The organism is Adlercreutzia equolifaciens (assembly GCF_029076695.1).
GTDB classification, from domain to species: Bacteria; Actinomycetota; Coriobacteriia; order Coriobacteriales; family Eggerthellaceae; genus Adlercreutzia; species Adlercreutzia equolifaciens_A.
Genome location: NZ_JARFIK010000625.1, coordinates 1 through 288 on the forward strand (window position 1 = coordinate 1; position 288 = coordinate 288).

At 65.6% G+C, this 288-nt stretch carries 1 protein-coding gene; it reads left to right on the plus strand.

Features of this window, described 5'->3' with window-relative positions; translation table 11 throughout:
* Positions 1-198, plus strand: a 198-nt coding sequence (locus PZH32_RS13880) for a hypothetical protein (protein WP_275208852.1), incomplete at its 5' end; no start/stop codon positions are given.
* Between the last annotated feature and the right edge of the window lie 90 nt (positions 199-288).

The window sequence follows — 288 nt, forward strand, 5'->3', positions numbered from 1 at the left end:
CAGATGGAGGGCTTGCGCGACCGCGCGCTGGTTCTTGAGGGCGATGTCCTGGGCTGCACCGAGGCAGGGTTCCAGCGCATCACCGACTTCACCCAGCGCTTGGCTGCTGCTCAGGCCGAGAAGTGGGAGGCATTGTCCGTGCCGGAGCGCACGGCCCTGGGTAAGCTGTTGCAGTACGTCCTGTACCTGTTCTCCTAGGGGCGCCCATGGTAGACGAGGCGCTGCTTGATTTCGGCCCGGCCTACGAGGAGGAACTGGAGGCCCTGGGCCTTCTGGCCGCCAGTTTGG